Raw genomic sequence first — 17,509 nt, 5'->3', positions numbered from 1 at the left:
CGTACTCCAGGGCACCAAACCCGGGGGACGGGAAGAGGAAGACCTGATGAGCGATCGTCCACGAATCGATCTCGACATTCTCCGAGCGATCACGGATCAACTACGCCGAGTGAACGAGGCGGCACGGCGTGTCGCTTCTTCGAAGCGTGGGTCAGCTTCGGTTTCCGATGGAGCGGCGTCGCCGGCATCCGCAGCCGGCGCGGCGTCGCCGACGGGCGGCTCCGTCGGGCCGCTTACCCCGCGCGCGGCCGGTCCCGCTGGGCCGCTTACCCCGCGCGCGGCCGGCACTGCTGGGCCGCTTACCCCGCGCGCGGCCGGTCCCGCTGGGCCGCTTATCCCGCGCGCGGCCGGTCCCGCTGGGCCGCTCGCCCGGCGCGTGCGGCGCGCCCGGTGAACTCGCGCGCCAACACGCCCCGCCGGCCGCTGCGGCCGGCGGGCGCGCGACCACGCAGCCTTGCCGACCTCCGTCGTCGCGCAGGGAACCGGCTCCACGGCGCACTCCGCACCGCCCGCAACCAGACCCGCTCCCGCTACCGCCCCTGGAAGAATCGATGACACTCTACTTCGATCTGCCGCGCACCACCCCGGTCTCCGCCGACCCGTCACCCTGGCGAGACCACGAACCGTCACCCCGGCTGGTCCACGCGGCCGTCGGCACCGGCCTGCTCTCCGTCCTGATCCTGGCCGCCGGCGTGTGGTCACTGATCCTGCGCGACCCGTCAGCCGCACTGGCCTGCGGCGTCGCCGTACTCGTCCTCGGCCACCTCTTCGGGCTGCTGCTGCGCCTGTGGGTGCACCCGTACAACACCGGCGACCGGATGCGGATCGCCGGTATCGACGACGGGACGCCGGGGTTGACGTTCGGATACTCCGGGCGGCTCTACTACTGGTACGCCGGCTTCCTCAGCCTGCTCGCCGTCGCCCAGCTCGCCCTGGTCGTCAGCGGCTCGCCACTCACCGCCGGCGCTTCGTTCACCGGGGTGCTTCTCACCGGCGCTTTGATCATCGGCGTCCTGTTCACCGGCGCGGCCCTCTTCGTCCTGCTGCGGCGGGCGCCCGGGCGGCTCGCCCTGACCCCGGACGGCATCTACCACCACGGCGTCTGGGCCCAGCAGTTCCTCCCGTGGCAGGCCATCAGCACGATCGCCCCCGGCGAACACGCCCACATCCCGGTCATCGGCGTCCCCGCCGTGCCGTCCCCGGACACCCGCACCCGGCGCACCCTGTTCCGCGCGCCGGAACAGATGACGATCCAGGTCCCGTGGCTGGCCGCCGACCCGGCGCTGGTCCTGCAGGCGCTTCGCTGGTACCACGCCAACCCTACGCACCGGTTCGAGCTGTCCTACCAGATCGCCGTCGACCGCACCCGCCAGCGAGCCTGGCACCTCCGCTGACCCCATCCCCCGTTCCCGCTGCCCCTGCCGACCCCGCAGACCGGCACGGCCGAGACGAGCGCCGCTGAGCCACGCACGGCGAACCTCGGCCGTGCTCACGGCCCGGCCGCGACGCCCGCTCCCCGGCCGGCTGTCAGAGGTGCCGCAACCAGCTCGAAACACCTCTGACAGCCAGCCGGTCGGTTCCGGCTGGTCCTCCGGGGCGGTTCCGCTCGGTGAGGCACCACCGAAGGACCAGCAGCAGCCGACCGGCTGGTCCTGGGCGCCGGCTCAGGCAGGCGGGAGCGGGCCAGAACGGCACCGTTGGCCTCGTGGGTCAGGGGTGGCGGAGGACGGCGACCAGGAAGTCGGCTTCGGGGGTGAAGGGGCGCAGGTCCCAGGTGCTCAGAAGCAGATCGGGGACCAAGCCGGCCGTGGTGGCGTCGGACAGGAACTCGTCGAACGGGTAGCCGCGGCCGGCGCCGAAGCCGATCGCCGCGCGGCCGGTGGGGGCCAGGTGGGCGCTGAAGCCGCGCAGGATGTCGACGCGGGAGTCCGGGGCGGCGAACGTCATCACGTTGCCGGCGCAGACGATCGCGTCGAACGGCGGGCCGGGCAGGGACAGCGTGGACAGGTCGCCGACCAGCCATTCCGGGCCGGGGTGGTCGGCGACGGCGGCCGCGATCAGCTCCGGGTCGAGGTCGACGCCGGTGACGTCGTGGCCGAGCGTGGCCAGGTGCCCGCCGACACGGCCGGGGCCACAGCCCGCGTCCAGGATTCGCGCGCCGCGCCGGACCAGCGTGTCGACCAGCCGGGCCTCGCCGACCAGGTCGGCGCCGGAAGCCGCCATGTCGCGGAAACGCTTGATGTACCACTGCGAGTGCCCCGGGTCCTCGGCGATCTTGCGCAGCCACCCGTTTTGTACCGTCACAGCCAAACCCTACGCGCCGAAGGTCGTCCGCCCGATCGCGGTGGCGCCGCCGGAGACGGCCGGCACAGCGGCCGGCCGAGCGCGCACTCCCGCACCGCCGGCGACTTGCGAACAGCGGCGAGCTCGCCGCACACGGCAGCGCCGCCGGCAACACCCGGCGAACAACGACCCCACCGCGCACGACCCAGAGGCGCACGACCGGGGAGACGCTCGGCGGACCGGGATTCTCGGCGCCGGGTCGGCTGGGCACGGGTCACGCGGGGAAGGTGACCTCCTTGGTGGCGGTGGTGGTGGCGGTGCGGCCGGGAGCGTCCTGCCACGTCCAGTACATGTTGAGGTGGGAGATCACCTTGTCGGGCGTGGGGGCGCCCCACTCGGTCAGGTCCTCGGTGGTGTGGGCGTCGCTGACCAGGGTCACGTCGTAGCCCCGGGTGAAACCGCCGTGGATCGTCGAGCGGATGCACGCGTCGGACTGCGCGCCGGTCACCACCAGGTGGCCGACGCCCAGCTCGGCGAGACGGTCCTCCAGGTCGGTGGCCTCGAACGAGTCACCATATTTCTTGTGGACGACCGGCTCACCCGGGCCGACCGGGAGCTCGGCCACGAACTCCCACTGCGGGCTCTTCAGGGGCAGCTCCTCGGACGAGTGCTGCACCCAGATCACCGGCACGCTCTCCGCGCGCGCCTTGCCGACCAGCGTGACGATGTTGGCAATGACGGCGTCGCGGTCGTGCGCGCCGGTCATCACTCCCTGCTGCACGTCGATGACCAGCAGCGCGGTGCCGGGTCGATCGGTCAAAGTGGTCATGCGAGCCTCCCGGGGGTCACGTTCGCCCCCACCCTAGGACGACCCACTGACATTTTCGGGGTCCGGGCGTTTACTGGGCCCATGCGTGAAGTCCGGGCCGGGCTGGCCGACGTGGCGCGGTCGGCCGGCGTCTCCCCCGCGACCGCGTCCCGGGCACTTTCCGGGGCCGGCCCGGTCTCGGAGGGCGCCCGGCGAGCCGTGCTGGCGGCCGCCGACGAGCTGCATTACCGGCCGCACCCGGTGGCCCGGCAACTGGCCCGCCGCAGCGGGACGCGAGTGCTCTTCGCCGTGCGGGACGCGCACACGCGAATTCTGCGCGACCCGTTCGTCGCCCGGGCCACGGCGGCCATGGCGGCGATCCTCGGTCCGTACCACATCGGGGTGTCCCTGACCCGGCTCGAGCTGGAGTGCGCGGCGGAGCTGGACCACCTGGCGGATGATCGCGGACTGACCGCGGTGATCCTCGCCGGGCACGACCATGAGCTGCTGCAACACCTGCCGGCGGGGTTGCGCGGGCGCACGTCCGTAATCGGCGTGGGCGGCGCCGACGTCGACAGCGCGGCGGGGGTCGGCGCCCTGCTCACCCACCTGTACGCCCTGGGTCGTCGCCGGATCGCCCTGGTCGCAGGTCCCTCCTGGCTCGCCGCGTCGGTGCCGCCGGTCGACGCCTACCGCGAGCTGACCCGTGCCGCCGGGCTGCCCACGCGCATCGTGCGAGGCGACTTCACCAGCGACCGCGGCCGGGTGGCGGCTCGGAGCATCCTGCGGCGCTGGCCGGACACGGATGCGATCGCGACGGTCAGCGACGCCACCGCCCTGGGCGTCCTGCAGGCGCTCGCCGCGACCGGAATTCGGGTACCGGACGATGTTGCCGTGACCGGTTTTGATGATGCTCCGCTGGCCGCTGCGGTGCATCCGGCGCTGTCGACGGCGACGCATCCGGTGGAGGAGGTCGCCGCCGCGGCGGTGCGGACCGCGCTCGGCGAGCCACCGCCGTCCACATTGTTCCCGAGCGTGCCGAAGCCGCGAGGCACTTGCGGTGGAAGCGCTTCCACGGCTTAGCGTGCGGGCGTGCCCGAGATTCGTCCCTATCGGCCGGCCGATCGCGCCGCCCTCTACGACATCTGTGTCCGCACTGCCGACGCCGGCGGCGACGCCCGCGGGCAGTATTCGACCGACGAGCTGATGGGCGACCTGTTCGCCGTACCGTATGCGCAGCTCGAACCGGGTCTCGCGTTCGTCGTCGACGACGGTGGGAGCGCGGTCGGTTACGTGGTCGGCACCGCGGACACCGCGACCTTCGTCAAGCGTTACCGCGAGGAGTGGATCCCACTGCTCGACGGGAAGTACCCGGTCCCGCCGCCCCCGCCGCGCACACCCGAGCAGAACATGGTCGCGCTGCACTACTGGCCGGAGCGGATGATCGTCCCCGAGTTGGTGGACTATCCCGCCCACCTGCACATCGACCTGCTACCGCCGTACCAAGGAAGGGGTCTCGGCCGAAGGCTGATCGAGATTTTCCTGGCCAAGGCCCAGGTCGGGGTGCATGTGGGCATGGTCACCGCGAATGTCCGCGGCCCGCGGTTTCTACGACCGCCTGGGCTTCACGGTGCTGCCGGTCCCCGACCCGGGGCCGCTGACCTACCTAGGCAAGCTCGGGGTCTGACGACTGCTCCTCGTCGAGCGGCTGCGGGACCTCACGCAGGTGCCGGTTGTGCCGCGGCTCGTGTTTGGTCTTGGCGTCGTTGAGGCGGCGCTTCAGGTCGTCGCGCACGTCCATGATCGCGGCGTGCAGGTCCTCCTCGGAGGAGGTCACGACCAGCTTCTCGCGGCCGCCGACGGTCGCCTCCAGGGTGACCTTCTGACCAGGGTGTTCCCGGTCCTTCACCGAGATGTACAACGCGGTGGTGTCGGCCTGGAACGCGGCGAGCCGGGCGTCGAGCGGGCTGAACTGCTCGGCGATCCAGTTCAGGTCGCCCTGGGAGAAGCCCGCGCCCACCCGCAGACACTCGTCGACGGTGGCCGGATTGGCGACTGCGCTCATCGGAACCTCCTGCATCCGGTGAAAGTTGGTCATCCCTCCGTTACCCAGTTGATCAACCTTGAATCCGGTCAAGGAGTCTCAGTCCGATTTCAATCACGTCCCGCGCGGTCCATTCCAGCGCCGGTGCGAGGACCGTCACCTCCGCCATCGCCTGCCCCGGCACCGCGGTGTCCTGCCAGCCGCCGGTGAACCAGACCTTCTCCTCGTCGGCCATCGCGAGCACACCCTCGTTCAGGCGCGCGGCGGGGAACGGCAGCCAGACGCGGAACTGGTTGGTGTGCGGCGGGCGCGGGAAGACCTGCGCGCCGGGCAACTCGGCGAACGCGTCGGCGACGACCCGGGCCTGGCGCACGAAGTCCGGGATCCGCGGCAGCACGCGCTCCAGCCCGGCGAGCGCGGTCAGCGCGGCCGGCCACTGCTGGAACAGGTGGCCACCGTAGCGGTGTCGCCAATTCCGGGCGTACGCGGCGAAGGCGGTGGTCCCGGTCAATGCCGCGCCGCTCAGGCCGCCCAGAGACTTGTAGAACGAGACGTACGTCGAATCGGCCAGCCCGGCGATCTCCGGAAGACCCCGATTGAGGTACGGCGTCGACTCCCACATCCGCGCCCCGTCGAAGTGGACCCGGGCGCCGAGCCCACGCGCCGCCGTGCACGCGTCACTGAGCTCCGGCCAGGTCGGCAGCACGAACCCGGCGTCGCGCATCGGCAGCTCGAAGACGACGGTACCGACCGGCTCGGCGAGCGTCATCAGCTCGGCGGCGGTCGGGTTGCGCGGCGCGGTGGTCGGGTGGACGGCACGCAGACCGGTCAGATCCGCGTACGCCCGATGCTCGTGCACCTCCTGATGCCCGAGCGGGTGCAGCGCGACCGCGGTGCGACCGGTCACCTCGGCGCCGTAGCGGAGCGCCACCTGCTGAGCCATCGTCCCCGTCGGGAAGAACACCGCGGCCTCGGCGCCGAGCAGGGCGGCGACCCGCTCCTCGAGCTGTTCGACCGGCCCGTCGCCGTAGAAGTCCGGCATCAGGTCGTCGGGGACGCCGGCGGCCAGCTCGGCGAGTTTCTCCCGCACGGTCGCCGGGCGCATCCCGGAGAGGAGCCGGTCGGAGTTCCGCATCGCGGCGATCCGCCGTGCCCACGCATCGTCAGCCACGGGCGCATGATCTCAGACTTTGCCGTCCCGCGTCTTTCTTGTACGATCGTACTTGTACATACGTACAAGATGAGGTGCACAGCAGTGCCATACGTTCTTCTCGCGCTCGCCATCGGGTGCGAACTCTTCGCGACCAGCATGATGAAAGCCACCGACGGATTCAGCCGGCTCTGGCCCACCCTCGCCGTCCTCGCCGGATACGCCATCTCGTTCATCGCCCTGTCCCAGGCGATCAAAGGCGGCCTCCAGGTCGGCGTCGCCTACGCGATCTGGTCCGCGGTCGGCACCGCGGCGATCGTCGTCATCGGCGCGCTCTTCCTCGACGAACCGGTGACGCTCGCTAAGGTGGGCGGCATCGTCCTGATCATCGGCGGAGTGGTGATGCTGAACCTGACCGGCGCGGAATCACATTGACCGGACCTGCCGCAGCGTCCCGGCCAGGGACCCCTCGCGCGACGACGGCGGCCGGCGCTGCTTCACCCGGCGCCGCCTCTTCACCCCGCGCTGCCTCTTCACCCCGCGCTGCCTCTTCACCCGGCACCGCCTCTTCACCCGGCACCGCCTCTTCACCCGGCACCGCCTCTTCACCCGGCACCGCCTCGGAACGCCGGCCTCAACGCGCCCGGGACCCGGAAGCGCGGCGGGCCGCCCTCGCCGTCGCCACCATGGAAGTCATCGCCGAAGCCGGCGTGGGGCGGACCACCCACCGGGCCGTCGCCGCCCGGGCCGGACTGCCGCTCGGCGCGACCACGTACTACTTCCCCACCCTCGACGACCTGATCGCCGCCGGGCTCCGGCACGCCACCGACCAACTGCGCGCCGACCTCGGCGAATGGGCGCAGCGACTGGCCGCGGCACCCGACCTGCCGACCGAACTCACCGCGCTGACCAGGGAATACCTGGACGATCGGCGGCAAGTCCGGATCGAGTACGAACTGTGCGTGGCCGCCGCGCGGGACTCGGCGCTACGGCCGATCGCGGAGACGTGGATGGACGGGCTGCCGGAAATACTCGCGCCGGCGGTGGGGGCGGATGCGGCCAGGGACATCTGTGCGCTGCTGGACGGGATCATCCTGCGGGCGCTGGTGATGGAGTCGGAGCTGGACGGGGCGGGGCTGACTGCGGCGATCCGCCGCTTGATCCACTGACGAGAGAGCGCACCCGCCCTCCCATCGTGTCGAGCGATCGTCGCAACACCTTCGTGATCCCCCAACTGCACGCGGCGGTGCAGGCCGTCCTGGACCACGAGCACAGCCCGCAGCAGATCAGCAACCGGCCACCCCGCGATCATCCCGGATGGAGTGAGTGGCAGGTGTCGCACGAGACGATCTACCCGGCCGTGTACATCCAGGGCCGAAAACGAACGGTCATTCCACGAGTAGCCTGCACACATGAGTGACCGACCGCCGCTGGCCGAGCAGCTCGACATGTTCCCGCACCCGGAAGGTGGCTGGTTCCGGGAGACCTGGCGGTCTCCGACGACCTTCCGCCCCGAGGGGTACGAGGGTGAGCGCGCCACCGCGACCGCCATCTACTTCCTGCTGCACCCGGGTGAGGAGTCGGCGTGGCATGTGGTGCGCTCGGGCGAGCTGTGGTTCTGGCACTCCGGCGGCCCGTTGACGCTCACCCTGGGCGGCAGTGGCGAGCGGCCGGGCGACGCGGAGTCGCTGCTGCTCGGCCCGGACATCGCCGGTGGACAGCAGCCGCAGCTGCTCGTGCCGGCCGGTTGCTGGCAGTCCGCCGCGCCGGCCGGGGAGGAGCCGGTGCTGGTCAGTTGCGTCGTGTCGCCCGGTTTCGACTACGCCGACTTCCGCCTGCTCTGACGCCGCCCCCGAAGCCGCTCACCCGCCCCGGCAGCTGAGCGCCCGCGGCGCCTCGAGCCGCTCGGAACACCCCTCAGGCCCAGCCAGACACCCCGGCGGCTGGGCGCCCGCGGCGCCTCAACCCGCTCGGAACACCGCTGAGGTCCAGCCGAGCGCTGCCGGCTGGGCCTCAGCGGTGATGCGCAGAGCGGTCAGCGGGCGAGCCGCAGGTGACCGGCCTGGTAGACGACCATACCGGCGTCGTCCAGCTCGAACGTCGCGGCCGGCCAGTCCCCGGTGATCCGCAGTCGCTGCGGGCTGACCAGGTGATATGTCACGTTGCCGGGCACCACGGCCAGCGACGGCACCTGCACCCGGACGACCGGGACCCCGACCGGGCCGGACTTCACGGTCAGACCGATCCGGCGCGCCGCCCACGCCACGAAGATCGCGGAATCGGCGAGACGCAGCACCGCCGACGGGTCGATCGTGTCGAGGTGCTCGGTACCCGCGGGCGGCAGGTCACCCGCGTCCCCGGATTGTTCCGCGCGGCAGCTCCAGCCGGTCTGGGTGCGACCGATCCGCAGCTCCCGGCTCCAGCCGTCGCCTTGGCACCTGACGTGCAGCGACGTCACGTCCGAGGCCGGGGTGAGCTCGGCGTTCCAGGTCAGCGTGTAGGCCCGGGAGCCGGCGACGATCGCCGAACCGCTGGGCCGTGAACCTCGCGGGAACACCAGCTCGGTGCCGACCCGGTCGGTTCGCTGCCAGATCATCGGGGTCACGGGCAGGTCGGCGCGAGGCCGTTCCGCCAGGGCCGGTCCCCGCGCGCCGGTCATGGTCATAGCGCCTCCTTTGCCGCTATCCGGATCCTCATCGTTGCACTGTGCAAGCGTTCGCGCCGATGAATCGACCCCACCGGGTTCGTCCTTGCGAGAATGTCGCACGCCAACGAGACCGACGGCCCGGATCGGGCAGAGAACCACCCGCCGCCAGTGTGTCGCACACCATACGGCCGCTCTGCGGCTCATCGGTCATCAGGGGTGCCCTCAAGATCAAAATCCGATTTTCCCCGTACGCCGTGAGCCCTCAACGCCGTCCGCCCACCCCCATGAGCTGGACCAACATGACCGCGGCCCCGCAGCAGAGCAGCACCAGCGCGGTCACCGAGGAAACCACCGCGAACACCGAGTGGGAGCCCCGCCGCGGCCGCTCCCCCACCACGATCGGCACCGTCGACCGCCGGCCCGAACCCACGTCCGGAGGAGTCGGCGGCACCGCAACGCCAGGCTCCGGGACGGCCGGGCCGCGGTGCTGGACGGGCCGGCCGCGCGGGATCGCGATCAGGTGACGGTGCGTCACGGACGGGGTGGGGCGACCTCGGGGCAGGGCGATCAGGTGCCGCCGGACCAGTGGAACGGCGGCGACAGGCTGACCCGAGGTGGAGGTGGCCACCACAACACGATTAACAACGAACCGTAGTTCCGTCGATGCGCAGCGTGTGCCAACTCTGGCGCGGCCATGGCCGTACGCCGATCGGATTTGGCTTCTGAAGGTGAAACGGCGGCCCGGCACGGGAGCCGGGCCGCCGGGAAAGCGGGGCTTACAGCGATTTCATCATGTCCTCGAACGACTCGGTGAGGGCGAACGGGTCCGCCGGGGTCGCCGGTTCGCGGCGCTCCATCTCGCGGGCCAGCTCGGTCGCGGCACGCTCGACCCGGCCGCGCAGCGGGCCCTCGACCGAGTTGGCGCCCCAGTCGTCGCTGGCCGCGAAGACCGAGGTCGGGACCGGCACCGCGTGCAGGTAGGCGAAGAGCGGCCGCAGCGCGTGCTCCAGCACCAGCGAGTGCCGGGCGGTGCCGGCCGTCGCCGCGAGCAGGATCGGCTTGCCGGCGAGCGTCTCCTGCTCCAGCACGTCGAAGAACGACTTGAACAGCCCGGAGTAGCTGGCGCTGAAGACCGGCGTGACCACGATCAAACCGTCGGCGGCGGCAACCGCGTCCTGTGCGCTCTTGAGGGCGGCCGGCGGGAAGCCGGTCAGCATGTGGTCGGTGATCTCGTGGGCCAGGTCGCGGAGCTCGATGACCTGGACCTCCGCGGCGACGCCGAGCTGGGCGGCGGCCCGCCCCGCCGCCGCGGACAACTGGTCCGCGAGCAGGCGGGTGGACGACGGCTGGCTCAGGCCCGCGCTGATGACGACGAGCTGGCGCTGTTTCATGCCTGCACTTCTTCCTTGATCTCCGTGATCCCGGTGGCCTTGGCCAGCTTGGCCGCGAGCAGGGACGCGTGCGTCGGCGCGTCCGGCACGTGCGCCGGCTTGAGGGCGGCGAACTCCTTGCGGAGCACCGGCACGACCTCGGAGCCGAGCAGGTCGAGCTGCTCCAGCACGGTCTTGACCGGCAGGCCGGCGTGGTCCATCAGGAACAGCTGGCGCTGGTAGTCGCCCACGTACTCCCGGAACTTGAGGGTCCGGTCGATGACCTGCTGCGGGCTGCCGACGGTCAGCGGCGTCTCACGGGTGAAGTCCTCCAGGGACGGGCCGTGGCCGTAGACCGGGGCGTTGTCGAAGTACGGCCGGAACTGCTTGACCGCCTCCTGGCTGTTCTTGTGCATGAACACCTGGCCACCGAGGCCGACGTAGGCCTGGTCGGCGGAGCCGTGACCGTAGTGCTCGAAGCGGTCGCGGTACAGCTTCACCATGCGCTGGGTGTGCGACGCCGGCCAGAAGATGTGGTTGGCGAAGAACCCGTCACCGTAGAACGCGGCCTGCTCGGCGATCTGCGGGCTGCGGATCGAGCCGTGCCAGACGAACGGCGGGACGTCGTCGAGCGGGCGCGGCGTCGAGGTGAACGACTGCAGCGGGGTGCGGAACTTGCCCTCCCAGTCGACGGTGTGCTCGCGCCACAGCTTGTGCAGCAGCGCGTAGTTCTCGATCGCCAGCGGGATGCCGGCGCGGATGTCCTTGCCGAACCACGGGTAGACCGGGCCGGTGTTGCCGCGGCCGAGCGTCAGGTCGACGCGACCGTCGGCCAGGTGCTGGAGCATCGCGAAGTCCTCGGCGATCTTCACCGGGTCGTTGGTGGTGATCAGCGTGGTCGCGGTGCTGAGCTGCAGCGTCGTGGTCTGCGCGGCGATGTAGGCCAGGGTGGTCGTCGGCGAGGACGAGAAGAACGGCTCGTTGTGGTGCTCACCGAGCGCGAAGACGTCGAGGCCGACCTCCTCCGCGTGCTTCGCGATGGTGACGATGTCCTTGATGCGCTCGGCCTCGGTCGGAGTCTTCCCGGTGGTGGGGTCGGTCGTGATGTCGCTGACGCTGAAGATGCCGAATTGCATGACCCGCTCCTGAAACCCTCGGCCGGGGTTCTGACGTCCCGGACTGCCTCGCACAACGTTGTTGACGCAGAAACTATTTCAGATTCAAAGAACTTCGGCTGCGGCGGGGGTCACACCACCGGTACCAGGTTTGCCTCAGGTCGATCCGCGGCTCTCGCACGGCCGGAATTCTGCCGACCGGGCGGTGTCGTCGAGGTGTCGGCGGCTGACACCTTGATGACACCGCCCGAGGCGTAGACCGGACCTGTCCGATGCGACCGAGGGAAAGGGACGTCCGATGCCGGAACTGCCGACGAGCCGCCGCGGTCTGCCGCCCCGGCCGGGGCCGGTGGCACCACGGCCGGGCGGCCGACGAAGCCACCGATCAGAAGCCGGTGCCCGTGTCGACGTCGACGGCGGTCACCGGGACGGACGTGCCGTCGATCGAGGTGGTGCGGTTGGTGACGTCCAGCTGCGGGGCGGGGCCGGTCTGCTCGCCCTCGGTGAGGACGCCGACCTGCCGGCCGTCGGGAAGGACGATCCAGGAGCCCTTGACCTGCGCATTGCGAACCTTGGTGGTGGTGCGGTAAAGGCCGGACGGCTTCTTCACGATCCCGAGGACGAAGTCGTGGGTCTTGCCGATCACGGTGACCCTGCCCCGGGCACTGGCGGTGTCGAACGTGCCGACGACCTTGGCGCCGGCCTTGCCGGTCAGGTCGAGTTTGCCGTCCTTGGCGGTGCCCTTCAGCCAGGCCTCGACCTTGGACCCGTCACAGATGTACGCGATCGCCTGCTGATCCCGGATCGAGATCGCCAGTGTGCCCGCGCCGTCCGCGACGTGACCGGCCAGCGTGATCCGCACCGGGGCGGGAGCGGCCGTGGTGGTCGTGCCGGTCCGGACCGGCTCGGTCGGCAGGGTCGCACCCGGCCCGGCGGCACCGGCAGCACCGGCAGCACCGGTCGCGCTGCTCGCGCCGGTCGGCGAGGGAGTGGCGGTCGCCCCGGCAAGGGCGGCTTTCCGGTCGTCCGCCCGGCGGTCCGCTGCGACGGCCAGGTTCACGCCGATCAGCGTGGCCGCGATCGCGACGACCACACCGAGGGCCACCAGCGGGCCCCGGCGCCGGCGACGCCTCGGCTCACCGGCCGGCGGCGCGGCCTGAGGAGTGCCGCCGGGCGGCCCGGCGAAGCCGGCGCCCCAGGCGAACTGACCGTTGGGAGCGGGCGTGGCGACCGGCCGACCGGCAGGCGGCGGCGACCCGGCAAGCCAACCCGCAGGAGCCGGGGCGCCGGCGAGCCAACCGGTCGGCGCGGACGCCTCGCCGCCGGGACCCGCGGGAGCCGACGCTCGATCCGGCCGGCCCGGCCAGGCGGAGAGTGCGGCGGGCGGCGCGGGCCGCGACGGCACGCCCTGGGACGGCGCGGGCTGCGAGGCCGCGGACTGCGAGGCCGTGGGCTGCGAGGGCGCGACTCGGGACGACGCGGGGTGCGAGAGTGCGGGTGGGAAGGCGCCGGCCCAGGGGCCGGTCGGCTCCGGGCGGCGCACCGTCGGGAGCCGGCCCTGGTCCGCGGGGCGGAGCTCGCCCAGGGCGCCGGACGCGACGACGCCGTGCAGGTAGGCGGCCACCCGGCGGGCCGTCGGACGCTGGGCGGGAACCGGGTTCAGGCACGAGCGCGCCGGGCCGGCCAACTCCGGCGGCAGCGCCTCCGGATCGCCCTGCAGGTCACCCGTGACCAGCTCGACCAGCAGGACACCGAGCGAGTACACGTCGGCCGCGGCGGTGGGCGGGGCGCCCTGCCAGATCTCCGGGGCGGTGTAGCCGGGCGTGCCCCCGGCCGCCCCACGATCGGCGTCCATGAGCAGCGCCGCCACACCGAAGTCGGTCACCCGGATCTCGGGCGGGTCGCTACCCCGTACGAGAAGAAGGTTCTCGGGTTTGAGGTCCAGATGGACGACACCGCGGGCGTGTGCGGCGTCGAGCGCGTCCGCGACCTGCGCCAGGATCGTCGCGGTCTCCGCCGGGCTGAGCCGGCCACCGCTGTCGGCGAGGTGACGGCGCAGGTCCGGACCGTCCACGAAGTCCATCAGCAGCGCAAGCGTGCCACCCTCGACGACCAGGTCGTGGAACTGCACGATGCCGGGGTGGTCGACGGCCCGCAGCGCGGTCTCCTCACGCAGGAAGAGGGTGCGGACCCGGCGGTCACCGGCGAGTTCGGGCCGCATCAGCTTCGCGGCGAGGGCGGGCCCACCGGAGCGCCGGCTGGCCCGCCGGACGACGGCGAGCGATCCGCTGCCGATCTGCTCGTGCAGCAGGTACTCACGGCCGAGCGCGTCCTGACCGGCCATCCCCGCACCTTCTCTCGTCTCGATCCCCGCACCGGGAGATCAACTACGATCGATCGCTTCCCCGTTCCTATCATCTGCTGGATACCGCTTTTCGGGTATCCGGGTTCACCCGAAATCGAGGATCTTCAGGCCGCGCGCGGCTGCCCGGTCACGGCGGGCAGCACGGTCCCGGCGCTGACGTCGTCCAGCCGGGCCCGGATCTCCGCCGGCAACCGCTGGTCGAGGCCGTCGAGCGCCGCGGCGAGGTGGCCGGTCGAGCGCGGCCCGAGCACCACCGCGGCGATGTCGTCGCGCCCGGCGATCCAGGCCAGCGCGATCGCGGCGCTGCTCGTGCCGAGCGTCCGGGCCGCCGCGGTGACCTCGTCGGCGACGTCGAAGTGCCGGTCGGTGAGCAGCCCGTCCACCCAGGCGCGGACCATCGCGCTGGGCATGGCGGCCCACTCGGCGAGCCGGCTGCCGGCCTCGGGCGCGTCACCCCGCCGGTACCGCCCGGCGAGCACGCCACTGCCGAGCGGGCTGTACGCCAGCACGCCGATCCCGTGCGAGCGGCAGACCGGCAGGATCTCCGCCTCGATGGACCGGGCGATCAGCGAATAGTTGGCCTGGAGGCTCACGAACGCCGAGCCGCCGTGGCGTTCCGCCGCCCACTGCGCGGCAACGATCCCGGCCGCGGTGTAGTTCGAGCAGCCCGCATAGCGCACCTTTCCCGAGCGGACGAACTCGTCGAGGACGGCCATGGTCTCGTCGGCCGGGGTGTCCGGGTCCGGCATGTGGCACTGGTAGAGGTCGATGTAGTCGGTGCCCAGCCGGCGCAGGCTCGCGTCGAGCGCACGGGTCAGGTGGGCGCGCGACAGTCCGCGATCATTCGGCCCGGTGCCGCGCGGACCGCCGGCTTTGGTGGCGAGCACCACCTCGTCCCGCCGGTGCGCGATGGCCCGGCCGACGATCTCCTCACTCGTCCCACCTCGGTAGACGTCCGCGGTGTCGATGAGGTTGAGCCCGGCGTCGAGGAACGCGCCGACGATCCGGCGCGCCTCGGCTTCCGGGGTGGGCGCCTGCGGGTCGAGTCCGAAATTCATCGTGCCGAGGGCGGCACGGGAGACGCGCAGGCCGGAGCGGCCCAGCGTGCGGTAGAGCATGGTGACCCCCGTAGAATCGGAATCCAGGTTCCGCTTGACTGTACGGAATGTAGATTCCGTTTGTCATCATCGGCTGAGGAGGATGCCGTGCCACGTTCGGACGCGCTGCGCAACCGGGCCAGGGTGCTGCAAGCGGCCGAGGAGGTGCTGGCCGAGCAGGGGCTGGCCGCCAGGATGGACGCGATCGCGGCCCGCGCCGGGGTCGGCGTCGGCACCGTGTACCGCCACTTCGCCACCAAGGAGGCCCTCTGGCAGGCGATCGTCGAGGCGCGGGTGGACGTGCTGCTCGCCGAGGCGGAACGGTTGCGCGCCGAGGCCGACCCGGCGACCGCGTTCTTCACGTTCTTCGCACGGATCGTGGCGGACGCGGCGGCCAAGAAGGCGTACACCGACGGGCTGCGGGACGCCGGGATCGACGTCAAGGACTCGCAGGCCGAGCAGGTCGCCGCCATGCGCGCCGCGATCACCGCCCTGCTCGGCAGCGCGCAGGCGGCCGGGGCGGTGCGCGACGACGTGGCGTTGCCCGAGGTGCTGGCCCTGCTGCGAGGCGCGAGCCTGGCCGCGGAGACCGGCGACTTCCCGCCGATCGCGCTGGAGGTGATCTTCGCCGGGCTGCGGGCCGGTTCCGCCACCACGCCTCGGGGCGCGGTGCGTGCCTCGCGGCCGTAACCGGGACAGGATGGAGCCGCGAGGTCCGCGAGGCTGAAGGAGACGTTGTGGCACGGCTGATCTGCACCGGAATCACGTCCCTGGACGGGTACATCAACGACGAGCAGGGCAATTTCGACTGGAGCGCACCGGACGAGGAGGTGCACTCGTTCGTCAACGACCTGGAACGGCCGATCGGCACCTACCTTTACGGGCGGCGGCTCTACGAGGTGATGCGCTTCTGGGAGAACGCGCACGCGCTGCCGGACGCCTCCCCCGTCGCGCTCGATTACGCCCAGTTGTGGCAGGCCGCCGAGAAGATCGTCTACTCGACGACGCTCGAGGCCGCGGCCACGGCCCGGACCAGGGTCGAGCGCACCTTCGACCCGAAGGCGGTGCAGGCCATGAAGGACAGCGCCGACCGTGATCTGAGCATCGGCGGGCCGCACCTCGCGGCACACGCGTTCCGCGCCGGCCTGGTCGACGAGGTCCAGCTCTTCATCTCGCCGGTCGCGGTGGGCGGTGGGACCAGGTTCCTCCCTTCCGGTGTACGCCTCGATCTCAAACTCGCCGAGCAGCAGCGCTTCGCGAACGGGGTGATCTACCTCCGCTATCACGCAGCGTGAGGATGGAGCCAGCGGTCGAGCCAGTCGAACGCCGCCTCCTGCATCTGCTCGACGAAGACGTGGCCGAGGCCGGGCCACACCCGGGTCGTCAGTCGCTCCCCAGCACGCTGCGCATTCCAGACCACACCCATCTTCCGGTACGCCGAATCGCGCCCCGCCGCACTGAACAGCGGATCCAACTCACCGTCGCAGACGAACATCGGACGCGGAGCGGCGATCGACGCCACGTCGGGGATGTCGAGGAACCGGAACAGTCCGGGGTGCAGCATGAAGAACGCGGACTGACCGCGCAGCGTGTTGTTGCCCGGCACCATCATCTCCTTCAGCCCGGTCATCCAGCAGGCCGACACGGTTGCCGCGACATGGTCGGAGAGGGCGGCCACCTGCCACGCCCGGTAACCACCCATCGAGAAGCCGACGGCCGCGACCCGGCGCTCGTCGACCTCGGGCAGCCCGGCCAGCATCGCGGCCGCGCGCGCGTCCTCCCGTGCCATCAACCCGGCCGGGGAGGAGCCGAGATTGTAAAGATTGGCGGCCAGCGCCTGCTGGCCCTCGTAGGCCATGCCGCCGCGATCACCCCAGCCGAGCGCGTCGACAGCAAGAACGGCGTAGCCCCGCCGGGCCAGCACGTCACCGATGAACCGGCCGCTGAAATACTTGGCCGACCACGCCTGCGCGGAGGCGAGACGCACGTCGTCGTACCACGGCTCGATGACCTTCTCCTTGCCGATGTCGAACTTCGCGCCGTGGTCGTGCAGCAGCAGCGCGGCCGGGAACGGGCCCGGGCCGGCGGGCACGAGCATGGTGGCCCGGACCCGGCTGTGCCGCGTGACGTCGAACGCCAGCTGCCGCCGCCGGTAACCGTCTCCAGGCTGCTCATCGATGACCTCCACCTGGAAGGGACTACGGTCGTCGGGCTGCTGGAGCAGCTCCTCGACCTTGGCGCGAGCCCGACGCCTCCAGGTGCGGAAGTCCCGCTCCCGGCTGGCCGGCCAAGCGAGCGGGAAGTCGAGCTCATCCCTGAGACGTTCATAGAAGACCGGCAGGTTGTCACCGATCACGCCCGGATTCTCGAACCCGGCCGCCTCGGCCGCGTCACTCGGCCCGGTCGCGGCCACCGCCTCGGCCACGTCACTCGGCCCGGTCGCGGCCACCGCCTCGGTCGCGGCGGTTGCCTCGACCAAGCCGGTGGCGAGCGTCGCGGCAGGAAGGGAGATCAGGGCGCGCCTCTTCATCAATTCCTCCTCATCGATCGATGAGGTCGACGCTAGAAAGCCCTTTCCCGCATGTCAACGGCCCGGCCGAGTCGCAGGGACGACCCGGGCCGGGCCTGGC

The 17,509-nt window shown here is 71.6% G+C and carries 19 protein-coding genes; 8 read left to right on the top strand and 11 right to left on the bottom strand.

Annotation, left to right across the window (positions count from 1 at the left end):
• Nucleotides 1–551: 551 nt before the first annotated feature.
• A complete protein-coding gene (locus ACH442_RS13095; RefSeq protein WP_396338187.1) occupies nucleotides 552–1,394 on the top strand; it encodes a hypothetical protein in 843 nt (280 codons plus the stop codon).
• 316 nt (nucleotides 1,395–1,710) lie between these two features.
• On the opposite strand, the gene ACH442_RS13090 is transcribed toward ACH442_RS13095, so the two are convergent.
• Nucleotides 1,711–2,304: a class I SAM-dependent methyltransferase gene (locus ACH442_RS13090; protein ID WP_396338186.1), complete on the bottom strand. Its 594-nt coding sequence runs from the start codon at nucleotides 2,302–2,304 to the stop codon at nucleotides 1,711–1,713.
• A gap of 253 nt (nucleotides 2,305–2,557) precedes the next feature.
• Nucleotides 2,558–3,112 (bottom strand): cysteine hydrolase family protein, encoded by a 555-nt coding sequence (locus ACH442_RS13085; RefSeq protein WP_396338185.1) that lies wholly within the window; start codon nucleotides 3,110–3,112, stop codon nucleotides 2,558–2,560.
• A gap of 81 nt (nucleotides 3,113–3,193) precedes the next feature.
• On the opposite strand from ACH442_RS13085, the gene ACH442_RS13080 reads away from it, so the two are divergent.
• Nucleotides 3,194–4,174, top strand: a complete 981-nt coding sequence (locus tag ACH442_RS13080) for a LacI family DNA-binding transcriptional regulator (protein WP_396338184.1) — start codon at nucleotides 3,194–3,196, stop codon at nucleotides 4,172–4,174.
• 583 nt (nucleotides 4,175–4,757) lie between these two features.
• Here ACH442_RS13080 and ACH442_RS13075 read toward each other — a convergent pair.
• The gene (locus ACH442_RS13075) at nucleotides 4,758–5,156 is read right to left on the bottom strand and encodes an HPF/RaiA family ribosome-associated protein (RefSeq protein ID WP_396338183.1); all 399 of its coding nucleotides are present in this window, start codon (nucleotides 5,154–5,156) and stop codon (nucleotides 4,758–4,760) included.
• A 52-nt stretch (nucleotides 5,157–5,208) separates the two neighbouring features.
• Nucleotides 5,209–6,306 (bottom strand): threonine aldolase family protein, encoded by a 1,098-nt coding sequence (locus ACH442_RS13070; protein ID WP_396338182.1) that lies wholly within the window; start codon nucleotides 6,304–6,306, stop codon nucleotides 5,209–5,211.
• Between the two features lie 84 nt (nucleotides 6,307–6,390).
• Between ACH442_RS13070 and ACH442_RS13065 the strand changes: the two genes are divergently transcribed.
• The 4 genes from ACH442_RS13065 to ACH442_RS13050 all read left to right on the top strand — a co-directional run bounded on the left by ACH442_RS13065 (nucleotide 6,391) and on the right by ACH442_RS13050 (nucleotide 8,129).
• Nucleotides 6,391–6,720, top strand: a complete 330-nt coding sequence (locus tag ACH442_RS13065; protein WP_396338181.1) for a DMT family transporter — start codon at nucleotides 6,391–6,393, stop codon at nucleotides 6,718–6,720.
• A 251-nt stretch (nucleotides 6,721–6,971) separates the two neighbouring features.
• The gene (locus ACH442_RS13060) at nucleotides 6,972–7,454 is read left to right on the top strand and encodes a TetR/AcrR family transcriptional regulator (RefSeq protein ID WP_396338180.1); all 483 of its coding nucleotides are present in this window, start codon (nucleotides 6,972–6,974) and stop codon (nucleotides 7,452–7,454) included.
• A 26-nt stretch (nucleotides 7,455–7,480) separates the two neighbouring features.
• A complete protein-coding gene (locus tag ACH442_RS13055; protein WP_396338179.1) occupies nucleotides 7,481–7,705 on the top strand; it encodes a hypothetical protein in 225 nt (74 codons plus the stop codon).
• Complete coding sequence (locus tag ACH442_RS13050; protein ID WP_396338178.1) at nucleotides 7,698–8,129, top strand: cupin domain-containing protein; 432 nt, start codon at nucleotides 7,698–7,700, stop codon at nucleotides 8,127–8,129. Before ACH442_RS13055 ends, ACH442_RS13050 begins: the two co-directional genes overlap by 8 nt.
• Nucleotides 8,130–8,320: 191 nt before the next feature.
• Here ACH442_RS13050 and ACH442_RS13045 read toward each other — a convergent pair whose 3' ends face one another.
• From ACH442_RS13045 to ACH442_RS13020, 6 genes are all read right to left on the bottom strand, one after another.
• The gene (locus tag ACH442_RS13045) at nucleotides 8,321–8,950 is read right to left on the bottom strand and encodes a putative glycolipid-binding domain-containing protein (protein ID WP_396338177.1); all 630 of its coding nucleotides are present in this window, start codon (nucleotides 8,948–8,950) and stop codon (nucleotides 8,321–8,323) included.
• A gap of 244 nt (nucleotides 8,951–9,194) precedes the next feature.
• Nucleotides 9,195–9,560, bottom strand: a complete 366-nt coding sequence (locus tag ACH442_RS13040; protein WP_396338176.1) for a hypothetical protein — start codon at nucleotides 9,558–9,560, stop codon at nucleotides 9,195–9,197.
• Nucleotides 9,561–9,708: 148 nt separating this feature from the next.
• Nucleotides 9,709–10,323 (bottom strand): FMN reductase, encoded by a 615-nt coding sequence (locus tag ACH442_RS13035; protein ID WP_396338175.1) that lies wholly within the window; start codon nucleotides 10,321–10,323, stop codon nucleotides 9,709–9,711.
• The gene (locus ACH442_RS13030; protein ID WP_396338174.1) at nucleotides 10,320–11,438 is read right to left on the bottom strand and encodes an LLM class flavin-dependent oxidoreductase; all 1,119 of its coding nucleotides are present in this window, start codon (nucleotides 11,436–11,438) and stop codon (nucleotides 10,320–10,322) included. The genes ACH442_RS13035 and ACH442_RS13030 overlap by 4 nt, the downstream gene beginning before the upstream one ends.
• Before the next feature lie 364 nt (nucleotides 11,439–11,802).
• Nucleotides 11,803–13,761 carry a protein kinase gene (locus ACH442_RS13025; protein ID WP_396338173.1) on the bottom strand — a complete coding sequence of 653 codons (1,959 nt, stop codon included), beginning with the start codon at nucleotides 13,759–13,761 and terminating at the stop codon, nucleotides 11,803–11,805.
• 125 nt (nucleotides 13,762–13,886) lie between these two features.
• Nucleotides 13,887–14,900, bottom strand: coding sequence for an aldo/keto reductase (locus ACH442_RS13020; protein ID WP_396338172.1), 1,014 nt, complete (start codon nucleotides 14,898–14,900; stop codon nucleotides 13,887–13,889).
• An 87-nt stretch (nucleotides 14,901–14,987) separates the two neighbouring features.
• Between ACH442_RS13020 and ACH442_RS13015 the strand changes: the two genes are divergently transcribed.
• Nucleotides 14,988–15,569, top strand: coding sequence for a TetR/AcrR family transcriptional regulator (locus ACH442_RS13015; protein WP_396338171.1), 582 nt, complete (start codon nucleotides 14,988–14,990; stop codon nucleotides 15,567–15,569).
• Between the two features lie 47 nt (nucleotides 15,570–15,616).
• Nucleotides 15,617–16,174 (top strand): dihydrofolate reductase family protein, encoded by a 558-nt coding sequence (locus tag ACH442_RS13010; protein WP_396338169.1) that lies wholly within the window; start codon nucleotides 15,617–15,619, stop codon nucleotides 16,172–16,174.
• On the opposite strand, the gene ACH442_RS13005 is transcribed toward ACH442_RS13010, so the two are convergent.
• A complete protein-coding gene (locus ACH442_RS13005) occupies nucleotides 16,162–17,409 on the bottom strand; it encodes a dienelactone hydrolase family protein (protein WP_396338168.1) in 1,248 nt (415 codons plus the stop codon). The genes ACH442_RS13010 and ACH442_RS13005 overlap by 13 nt on opposite strands.
• Nucleotides 17,410–17,509: the final 100 nt, after the last annotated feature.

Origin of the sequence: Actinoplanes sp. NPDC020271 (assembly GCF_044388125.1) — a bacterium.
GTDB lineage: Bacteria > Actinomycetota > Actinomycetes > Mycobacteriales > Micromonosporaceae > Actinoplanes.
Note: the sequence above shows the minus strand (reverse complement) of the source record. Positions and strands in the feature narration are given on the sequence as shown.

Excerpts from the sequence above, each read along its gene's own strand:
- ACH442_RS13095 (WP_396338187.1), top strand. The coding sequence starts at position 552 with ATGACACTCTACTTCGATCTGCCGCGCACCACCCCGGTCTCCGCCGAC.
- ACH442_RS13085 (WP_396338185.1), bottom strand. The coding sequence starts at position 3,112 with ATGACCACTTTGACCGATCGACCCGGCACCGCGCTGCTGGTCATCGAC.
- ACH442_RS13080 (WP_396338184.1), top strand. The coding sequence starts at position 3,194 with ATGCGTGAAGTCCGGGCCGGGCTGGCCGACGTGGCGCGGTCGGCCGGC.
- ACH442_RS13075 (WP_396338183.1), bottom strand. The coding sequence starts at position 5,156 with ATGAGCGCAGTCGCCAATCCGGCCACCGTCGACGAGTGTCTGCGGGTG.
- ACH442_RS13060 (WP_396338180.1), top strand. The coding sequence starts at position 6,972 with ATGGAAGTCATCGCCGAAGCCGGCGTGGGGCGGACCACCCACCGGGCC.
- ACH442_RS13050 (WP_396338178.1), top strand. The coding sequence starts at position 7,698 with ATGAGTGACCGACCGCCGCTGGCCGAGCAGCTCGACATGTTCCCGCAC.
- ACH442_RS13045 (WP_396338177.1), bottom strand. The coding sequence starts at position 8,950 with ATGACCATGACCGGCGCGCGGGGACCGGCCCTGGCGGAACGGCCTCGC.
- ACH442_RS13035 (WP_396338175.1), bottom strand. The coding sequence starts at position 10,323 with ATGAAACAGCGCCAGCTCGTCGTCATCAGCGCGGGCCTGAGCCAGCCG.
- ACH442_RS13030 (WP_396338174.1), bottom strand. The coding sequence starts at position 11,438 with ATGCAATTCGGCATCTTCAGCGTCAGCGACATCACGACCGACCCCACC.
- ACH442_RS13025 (WP_396338173.1), bottom strand. The coding sequence starts at position 13,761 with ATGGCCGGTCAGGACGCGCTCGGCCGTGAGTACCTGCTGCACGAGCAG.
- ACH442_RS13020 (WP_396338172.1), bottom strand. The coding sequence starts at position 14,900 with ATGCTCTACCGCACGCTGGGCCGCTCCGGCCTGCGCGTCTCCCGTGCC.
- ACH442_RS13005 (WP_396338168.1), bottom strand. The coding sequence starts at position 17,409 with ATGAAGAGGCGCGCCCTGATCTCCCTTCCTGCCGCGACGCTCGCCACC.